Raw genomic sequence first — 8,822 nt, forward strand, 5'->3', positions numbered from 1 at the left:
CGAAGCCCTGCGCGACGCCCGCGCAGCCCTGCCCGGGGACGCGACACATCAGGCGCGTTCGGGGCCACCTGAACACGCTCCGGGTGTCCATCAGCCGACCACGCCGCCGTGGTCCCGCTGATACCGCCCTGTGTGACGCCCGCGCGGTTCTCGCAGCGAGCGACGGGGTGGGTGTTCCGGCGTCGGGGCGGCCTGTAGCACGCTGTGGCCGTCCGTCACGCCGGTTGCGCGGTCCGCGTCTCCTCCAGCAGCCACGGCAGCGCGGACCGGTCGCTCGCGCCGAGCCGGGTGTACGCGCTGTGCAGGTGGTTTCCGACCGTGCGGATGGACAGTGTGAGGCGGTCCGCGATCTGCCGGTTGCTCAGGCCTGCCGCCGCCAGGGTGACGATCTGGCGCTGTCGGGCGGTGAGTTCGCCGAGGACCAGGCCGGACAGCGCCGGGGTGCGGGCGCCCTGGCAGCGCCGGGCCAGGGTCATGGCGCGTGAGCGGGACCTGCGGGCTGCGCGCGGGTCGCGGTGCACCGGGACCGCCTGGGCGTGTGCCTCGGCCGCGAAGAGCAACAGGCCCCGGCGCTCCAGGAGTTCGGCGGCGCGGTCCAGCGCGGGACCGTCCCGGCGGACGAGCGCGTCGGCATGCCGGGCCAGGGGTTCGGCATCCTCGCCGGGCAGTTGGGCGAGCCGGTCCGCGACCAGGTGCGGTGCCCCGAGGCGTACGGCGTCGTAGAGAACGTACGCCTTCCCCTCCCCGTCCCCGGGGTCGGTGGCGGCCTCCAGTGCGCCGGCGATGTCGCCGTGCGCCGCCCGTTGCCACGTGGTCGCCCGCGCGGGGGACGCATGACCCAGGAGAACCTCGCCCACCGTGGCGGTCTCGCTCAACTGGGTTGCCGCCAGCGCCAGTTCCATACGACAGGACGAATTGTCCGGGGTGCCGCGCAGGCCTTCCCTGGCCCAGGTGAGGGCCTCGCGCAGTTCTCCGCGCAGTCGGGCGAAGCGGGCCCGGACGGTCGCGTAGTCGACCGGTACGGCAGGGTGCGAGGCGGTGTTCTCGGCTGTCAGCCAGTCTCCGACGGGGCCCGCCGGCCCCTGGACGTCGGTGCGCTCGATACGGTCGGCCAGTTCGGCTCGCTCGGCGTCCAGCGCCGACGCGCACTCGGCCGGGGTGCGGGACAGCCGTCCGGCCCGGAGCTGCCCGGCACCCGCCCGCAGCACGGGGCCGTGCAGGGGTTGGGCGAGGCGGACCCCGGAGTGGGCGTCGACGCGGATCAGTCCGTCCGCTTCGAGGCACTCCAGCGCGCGCAGGTCCAGGTCGGCGAGGTCCAGCGGGAGCGGTTCGCTGAACGCCAGGCGCTCCAGCGCCTCCCGCTCCTCGGCACAGGCCCGGTTCAGTGCGTCGCCGGCCCGTTCGCGCACTGCGGGCGTCACGGGGACGGGGCCACGCCACCTCAACTCGTCCGAGTCCAGTGCGAGTTCCCCTCGTCCACGTACGGCGCCGACCAGATCGCGCAGCAGCCGCAGGTCACCCTGGCACAGGTGGTACAGGCGGCGTGCGGTGAGCGGTTCGACCGGGCTGCCGACTCCGGCCGCGATCATCTGGGCGGTCTCCTCGCGGGGCAGCGGCTCCAGGGCGAGACGCGGCAGCACCTCGCCGGTCCACAGCCGGGACACCGCGCCGGGCGCCGGGGCGCCGTCCGTCGCGACCACGAGCAGCCGGGTACGTCCGTGCACCGCGAGCTGGTGGACCAGGGCGGCCGAGGAGTCGTCCAGCAGATGTGCGTCGTCGACCAGCAAGGTCCGTACGTCCGTGAGGAGTTGGACCGCGCGGTGCAGGGAGACCTGCTCCGGGAGGAGGTGGGCGAACGCGGCGAAGGGGATACCCCGGGTCTCGGGCGTGCCGCTCACCCTGGCGCAGTCGGTGCCCCGGACGGCCTCCGTGACGAGACGGGTCTTGCCGCGCCCGGCCGGACCCGTCACCACGACGCCGTGCCGTTCGGCCGCCAACGACCGTCGGACGAGCTCCAGTTCGTTGTCCCGTCCGGTGAACGGCCAGGGCAGTTCCAGGGTCTTGGCGTCCCGCACGTAAGTCGTCACGTGAACAGGAGCCGGGCTACTCACCTTTGATACAGGCCGACTTGAGTAGACCCCGACTCAGGCGCCCGAGCGCCCATGAGCCGCAACATGTTCTCCATGCACGCACGGTTCTGCTCACTTCCGCAGCAGCCGGCCCCCACGTTCGCTCCGGGGTTGCCGGCCGAGCGGCTCATAGCGCTCCTGGCGGGGCGCCTGATGTGGGTGAACGGCACCGTGCTCCACTACTACTTCTTCGACCGGGACAGCGACGGCTCGGTCATTCCCCTGCCGGGGACCGGGGAGACACGGTGGGAGTCGTGGGTCGGCGCCGAGGCACAGCGCGACGTCGTCCGCGACTGCTTCCGGGAGTGGCTCGACCTCGGGATCGGGCTCTCGTTCGTCGAGGTGCGCGACCGCTCGGAGGCCGAACTGCGCATCGGATTCCAGACCGGTGACGGTTCGTACTCCACGGTCGGGCGGGACGCACTGTCGGTGGGCCTGGGGCGGCGCACGATGAACTTCGGCTGGGATCTGACCGCGCCCGGGGAGCGCGCGACGGCCCTGCACGAGATCGGGCACGCCCTGGGCCTGCTGCACGAGCACCAGAACCCGTTCGCCGGCATCCACTGGGACGACGAGGGGGTGTACGACAGCCTGGCCGGCCCGCCGAACTACTGGGGCCGCGAGAGGACGTACTTCAACATCCTGCGCAAGCTCGACCCTGACGAGGTCAACGGCTCCGTCTGGGACCCGCTGTCGATCATGCAGTTTCCGTTCTCGGCGGGGCTGATCCTCGAACCGGAGCAGTTCCGGTCCGGAGTGCGCCCACCGGGGACGCTCTCCCCGGCCGACAAGGAGTTCATGCTCCGCTGGTATCCGCCGACGGGCACGTGCAGGCCGGCCGAACTGGTGCCGTTCCGGTCCGCGCCTCTGTGCCTCGGCGCGGGCGAGCAGGCCGACTTCGGCATCGCTCCGCCGGAGACCCGCGACTACACCGTGGGCACCTTCGGGGAGGGCGACACGGTCGTCGTGGTCTTCGAGGAGATCGACGGCGAGCCCCGTTACCTCTCCGCAGGGGACGACGGCGGCACTCCGCACAACGCTCATGTCAGGGTCCGGCTCGTCAAGGGCCGCAGCTACTTCGTCCGCGTACGCCTCTACTCCACATGGGGATCGGGGGAAACGGCCGTCATGTGCTGGTGAAGCTGGGGGCAGAGACCAGCGCATGACGGCCGCCGCGTCCGCGGGCGAGCCAGACCACCGTCGGGCACCCGGGGGAGCGGTCGAGGACGTCACCTTCAGGGGGAGGGTGACGTCCTCGACCACGCCATGCCGTGGCAGCCGATGGGGCCGCCACGGTCAGGGTGGACGCGGCCAGCGAGTAGGGAATCGGGCCGGTAGCCAGGAGAGCCCGGTGGGCAGGAAGAGCCGGGCAGGCAACGAGAGAAAGGGCCCTCGCGGGCTTCCGCCCGCGAAGCCCCTTCGCATCACACCGTCGGGACGTCAGGATTCGAACCTGTGCCCCCTTGACCCCCAGAAGAGCGGGTCACCTACCTTGTCGACACATAACCATCGCAATCCGGGCCTGTAGTGTGCGTCGAGAGCCCTACCGCGCACCATCGCGCACACGGTGCGGGTCCCAACTGGTCCCCAAGCCGCGTCAGAAGAGCGCCTTACACCGGCCGCTTCTTGAGTTGCCGGTAGATGGATGCGGATCGTGCCCTGTGTGATGCATCGTCAGTCATCACTCACCGGATGCGTGAGGTTCGCTCCGGTCGCCGGGTCGAACACGTGAGCCTTGCCCATGTCGACCTGCAGCTCTACCGGTTCGCCCTCCCGAGCACGCGTGGCGGCGTCCAGGCGGGCCACGATGTGATGGGTGTCGGCGCCGGTGTCGCGCAGGCCCGAGTCCTTGGCGAGCTCCTCCAGTTCGGTGGTCGTCGCGGGCCCGCCCTCCGCGGTGAAGTAGACGTACACATCGGAGCCCAGCGACTCCAGTACCTCCACGGCGGCGGTGAAGACCGGGCCCGTCCGTGCCCGGTCGTGTGACAGGGCCACGTCCTCGAATGCCTCCGGTCGCAGCCCGACGATCACCTCGCGGGGCGCGTTCTGCCGTTCCAACGCCTGCCTCGTACGGTCGTCGAGGGTCAGGTCGCCCAGGGACGAGCGCAGGGCACCGTCCGCCAGAGTGGCGTTCAGGAAGTTCATCGCCGGGGAGCCGATGAAGCCCGCGACGAAGATGTTGCGCGGCAGGTCGTACAGCTCGGCAGGTGTGCCGATCTGCTGGACCAGGCCCTGTCTCATGACCACCACGCGGTCGCCGAGCGTCATCGCTTCGGTCTGGTCGTGGGTGACGTACACGGTGGTCGTGCCAAGGTTCCGCTGCAGCCGGGAGATCTGAGTGCGCATCTGTACCCGGAGTTTGGCGTCCAGGTTGGACAGCGGCTCGTCCATCAGGAACGCCTTGGGGTCACGGACGATCGCCCGCCCCATGGCCACCCGCTGGCGCTGACCGCCCGAGAGGTTGGCGGGCTTGCGGTCCAGGTGTTCGGTGAGGTCGAGGATCCGGGCGGCTTCCGTCACCTTGGCGTCGATGGTGGCCTTGTCCACCTTGGCCAGGCGCAGCGGGAAGCCCATGTTCTCCCGGACGTTCATGTGCGGGTACAGGGCGTAACTCTGGAACACCATGGCGACGTCGCGTTCCTTTGGAGCGAGGTCGTTGACGACCCGGTCTCCGATACGCAGGGTGCCCTCGGTGATGTCCTCAAGTCCGGCGATCATGTTCAGGGTGGTGGACTTGCCGCATCCCGACGGACCGACCAGGATCACGAACTCGCCGTCGGCGATCTCCAGGTCCACGTCCTTCACGGCGAGGGCCCCGTCGGGAAAGCGTTTGGTGACTCCCTCGAGGATGATCTCGGCCATGGATGGTGCCTCCTTGCCTTGATGCCTTCCGAGTCCGGCAACTGCGGTCGGTGTCTCGGACCGGTGGCCTGCCTGCCGCGGTCGGCCCGTTCACCCCTTGACTGCCCCGGAGGTGAGTCCGGCGACGATCCGCCGCTGGAAGAGCAGGACGAAAACGATGATCGGGATGGTGATGACCACAGCGGCGGCGGCGATCGACCCTGTGGGCTGCTGGAACTGGGAGCTCCCGGTGAAGAACGCGATCGCGGCAGGCACGGTGCGCGCGGACTCGGTGGACGTCAGCGAGATCGCGAACAGGAAGTCGTTCCAGCAGAAGATGAACACGAGAATGGCCGTGGTGAACACGCCCGGCGCGGCCAGCGGCACGATGACCAGTCGGAAGGCCTGCGCGGGCGTCGCCCCGTCGACCTTGGCGGCCTTCTCCAGGTCCCAGGGGATCTCACGGAAGAACGCCGACAGGGTGTAGATCGCGAGTGGCAGCGAGAAGGTCATGTACGGGATGATCAGCCCGACCCAGGTGTCGAAGATCCCGATGATCCGCTCGATGTTGAACAGCGGTGACACCAGGGAGATCGGCGGGAACATCGCGATCAGCAGTGACATGCCGATGAGCACCCGCTTGCCGGGGAAGCGCAGCCTGGCCACCGCGTAGGCGGCCATGGTCCCCAGCGCCACCGCGATCACCGTGGAGATCAGGGCGATACCGATCGAGTTGATCAGCGCACGGGTGAACTCGGCGGTCTCGAAGATGCCCTCGTAGTTCTCCCAGGTCCAGTCCGTGGGGATGTAGTTGCCGTCCGTCAGGGTGGTGGGGTCCTTGAACGACAGCGCGGCGATCCACCACACCGGGAACAGGGCGTACAGCACCACCACCACGTTCATGACGCCCCATCGGGCGGCATGCGTCTTTCCTGCCGCGGCCATCAGCGTTTCACCTCCGCGCCGGGTGCGGCGGTGCCGAACAGTTTGACGAAGGTGAAGGCGATGATCCCGACGCAGATGAAGATCAGGACCGAGATCGCCGACCCGATGCCCAGGTTCAGCGCGGTGAACAGGTTGTCGTACCCGAGGATCGACAGAGAGCCGGTCCCATGGGCGCCCGCGGTCAGGATGTAGATGTTGTCGAAGATCCGGAACGCGTCCAGTGTGCGGAAGAGCAGTGCCACCAGGATGGCCGGTTTCATCAGCGGCAGCATGATCTTGGTGAAGCGCTGCCGGGCGGTGGCACCGTCCACCATGGCCGCCTTCAGGGTCTCCACGGGGACCAGCGCGAGGCCCGCGAGCAGCAGCAGGGCCATGAACGGCGTCGTCTTCCACACCTCGGCGAGGACGATCAGCCAGAGGGCGGGCCACTGTTCGGTCAGCGGGGCCTCTCCGCTGGGCAGCAACTCGGCGAGGTATCCGAGCTCCGGGGTCCAGGCGTACTGCCAGGAGAAGGCGGCGACCACGGTGACGATCCCATACGGAATGAGGACCGACGTGCGGACGACGCCGCGCCAGAAGATCGTGCGGTGCATCACCAGCGCGAGCCCCATTCCAAGGACGAGTTCGATCGCCACGGACACCGCGGTGATGAACAGCGTGACCCAGAAGGCGTCCCACCAGAACGGGGAGGACAGTACCGCCCCGTAGTTGCTCAGGCCCACGAACTCCGCCCGTCCGGGGAAGCGCAGGTCGTACCGCTGGAGGGACAGGTAGACGGCGTACCCGATGGGGTAGGCGGTCACGGCGATCATGACGACGACCGCGGGCGCGCAGAGCAGCCAGCCGAGCCGCCGCTCCTGCCTGGCGCCCGCCGAGAGTGCCGCCCGGTCCGGCCCCGCCTGCTCCGTCTCCGTCTCGGGCGGTGGCGGGGTTCCGGCGGGTTGTGCCTGCGTGCTCATCTCGGGCCGCCCGAGGACGAGGCCCGCGCGCTGGGGCGCCGGCCGACGGAGTGGTGCGGGAGGTGGTGGTTCACGGGATCACACCCTCGGATCGCAGGGCATCGTCAATCTGTTCCCCGATGGTGTCGACCGAGCTCTCCGGTTCGATCCCGGACGGCGGAGACAGCGTGTGGGAGACCGCGATCGAAACGTTCTGGTAGACCGGCGTGATCGGGCGCACGCTCGCCGACTCCAGGGCGGCCAGCACTTCCCCGGAGAAGGGGTACTCCTTCATGAACGCGGGCTCGTCGTACAGGGCGCGCAGGGTGGGCGGCAGACCGCCCTCGAGTGCGGCGGTGAGCTGGTTCTCCCGGTTGCGCAGGCACAGCGCCGCCTCGAAGGCCAGGTCGGGGTGGCGCGAGTAGGCGCTCACCGCCAGATCGATGCCGCCGATGGTGGGCCGTGCCGGGCGGTTCGCGTCGACGCGAGGGTACGGCGCCCAGCGGAAGTTCTTGAACAGCTCGGGGTTGTTCGCCTTCATCGACGGATAGACGAACGGGTAGTTGAGTTCGAACGCCGCCATCCCCGACTCCATGGCGAGGCGGTTCTGGTCCTCCATCTGGTTGGCCAGGGAGGGGTCCGCGGCAGGGGACTTCGCCAGATCACGCATGATCTTGGCGGCCCGCACAGCAGGAGCACCGAGAGAGGGTTCGGTCGCGCTCTCGTTGAGGATGGAGCCGCCCGCACTGTTGATCAGCGTGTTGAACCAGACGGTCAGGCCCTCGTACTGGGCGCCCTGGATCTCCACGAAGTGCGGTTTGCCCTGCCGGGCGAGGGCTTCGGCCATGTCCAGCATCTCGGCCCAGGTCCTGGGTGGGGTGGGCACCAGGTCCTTGCGGTACCACAGGAGCTGGGTGTTGGTGTTGTACGGGACGGCGTACAGCTTGCCCTTCCAGGTCGAGGTCTGCAGCGGTACGCGCAGGGTGCCCTCGACCGCCTGCTGCTTGGCAGCCCCCGTCCATTCCCGGATCCAGCGTGCCTCGGCGAACTCCGCCGCCCAGGTGACGTCCAGGCCCAGGATGTCGAGCGAGTCGTCCTCGGCGGCGAGTCTGCGGACGAGCTGCTGGCGCTGGCCGTCCGCGGCACGCGGGAGTTTGTTGTAGCTGATCGTGTAGCGGCCGCCCGACGCCTGGCTGCACCGGTCGGCCGCCTTCTGGAGCGCACCCGAGTCGTCGGGGAAGTTGTACCAGTTGAGGGTGGGTTTCCCGGAGCCCTCGTCACCGCCACAAGCGGCGAGCACTGACGCCAGCAACGGCAGCGCGGCAAACGCCCGCAGCCATCGCGCCCCTTTGGGACGTTCCTTCTGACTCGAAACCGGCCGCCAGCAGCACCTCGCGTGCACGCGCTCCACACCTCGCTTCCGGACGGTGGCACGGGACTCGGACCTCGCAGCGTTTTCCTCCCGGTGAAGACTAAAGACCACTTAAGGCAAGATCAAGCACATATCGCACCTAATCGCCCACCGGCCTGCCATGGGACATGGGACCGGTTCGGCGAACCGGCGGGCGAGGAAGGGGGACGGATACCTTCGGCCGATGGGCCGCGGGGGCGCTCGGAGTGATCGCCGGCGGCCCGGCCCGCGCCGTCGGCGGCAGCAGCGGAACGGATGAAAGGGTGCGCCGACCCGGATCGGGGCACCAGCTGTGCGGTGCCGTGCGCTGTCGCCCGGACAAGGCATCAAGGGAAACGTCTGCGCAGATCAGAACGTTTGACAATGGCCCCGACAACACACCTGGACCGAGTCAAGGTGTGTTACATGACCGCCCCATAGCGCTCGGTCCCCACCTGGTCCCCAGGAACGACCGAGAGGCCACTTCCGATCAACCGGAAATGACCTCCGACCTGCTACTCGCAAGTCGGGACGACAGGATTTGAACCTGCGACCCCTTGACCCCCAGTCAAGTGCGCT

Annotated in this window: 6 protein-coding genes; 1 reads left to right on the forward strand and 5 read right to left on the reverse strand. The window is 69.1% G+C overall.

The features are described from left to right. Positions 1–215 precede the first annotated feature (215 nt). Positions 216–2,087, reverse strand: a complete 1,872-nt coding sequence (locus tag RB628_RS13930; protein WP_318320701.1) for a LuxR family transcriptional regulator — start codon at positions 2,085–2,087, stop codon at positions 216–218. A gap of 96 nt (positions 2,088–2,183) precedes the next feature. On the opposite strand from RB628_RS13930, the gene RB628_RS13935 reads away from it, so the two are divergent. Next, the gene (locus RB628_RS13935; protein WP_318320710.1) at positions 2,184–3,269 is read left to right on the forward strand and encodes a M12 family metallopeptidase; all 1,086 of its coding nucleotides are present in this window, start codon (positions 2,184–2,186) and stop codon (positions 3,267–3,269) included. Positions 3,270–3,803: 534 nt separating this feature from the next. On the opposite strand, the gene RB628_RS13940 is transcribed toward RB628_RS13935, so the two are convergent. The 4 genes from RB628_RS13940 to RB628_RS13955 form a co-directional block, all read right to left on the reverse strand. Then, complete coding sequence (locus RB628_RS13940; protein WP_318320702.1) at positions 3,804–4,991, reverse strand: sn-glycerol-3-phosphate ABC transporter ATP-binding protein UgpC; 1,188 nt, start codon at positions 4,989–4,991, stop codon at positions 3,804–3,806. A gap of 90 nt (positions 4,992–5,081) precedes the next feature. Beyond that, the gene (locus RB628_RS13945) at positions 5,082–5,915 is read right to left on the reverse strand and encodes a carbohydrate ABC transporter permease (protein ID WP_318320703.1); all 834 of its coding nucleotides are present in this window, start codon (positions 5,913–5,915) and stop codon (positions 5,082–5,084) included. Beyond that, positions 5,915–6,874 carry a sugar ABC transporter permease gene (locus RB628_RS13950; protein WP_318320704.1) on the reverse strand — a complete coding sequence of 320 codons (960 nt, stop codon included), beginning with the start codon at positions 6,872–6,874 and terminating at the stop codon, positions 5,915–5,917. The genes RB628_RS13945 and RB628_RS13950 overlap by 1 nt, the downstream gene beginning before the upstream one ends. Positions 6,875–6,944: 70 nt before the next feature. Beyond that, a complete protein-coding gene (locus RB628_RS13955; RefSeq protein WP_318320705.1) occupies positions 6,945–8,165 on the reverse strand; it encodes an ABC transporter substrate-binding protein in 1,221 nt (406 codons plus the stop codon). Positions 8,166–8,822: the final 657 nt, after the last annotated feature.

It is taken from the genome of Streptomyces sp. ADMS (assembly GCF_033441795.1).
Lineage (GTDB): Bacteria > Actinomycetota > Actinomycetes > Streptomycetales > Streptomycetaceae > Streptomyces.